This is a genomic window from Pantoea sp. GbtcB22 (assembly GCF_019091025.1).
Lineage (GTDB): Bacteria > Pseudomonadota > Gammaproteobacteria > Enterobacterales > Enterobacteriaceae > Pantoea > Pantoea leporis.
Genome location: NZ_JAGXKB010001014.1, coordinates 1 through 230, shown reverse-complemented (window position 1 = coordinate 230; position 230 = coordinate 1). Strand labels below are relative to the sequence as shown.

The window sequence follows — 230 nt, the reverse complement described above, 5'->3', positions numbered from 1 at the left end:
GCTGATGGCCCACGCCACCGACGTGACCGGCATGTACACCGGCGCGCTGGGTCACGGCGGCGTTACCGACGCTGCGCAGCCAGAACTCACCGGCAGCGGCAACGTCCCCGGCGGGCTGATTACCGTCTACGCCGACGGCGTGGTGATTGGCTCCACCCTCGTCGCCGGGGACGGCAGGTGGACCTTCCGCCCCGACGCGGCGCTCTCCCCCGGGCTGCACACCTTTACCA

1 protein-coding gene is annotated in these 230 nt (G+C 71.3%); it reads left to right on the top strand.

Annotation, left to right across the window (positions count from 1 at the left end; genetic code table 11):
- Positions 1-4: 4 nt before the first annotated feature.
- A partial coding sequence (locus KVT28_RS28685; RefSeq protein WP_368734951.1) for an Ig-like domain-containing protein occupies positions 5-230 on the top strand: 226 nt, incomplete at its 3' end.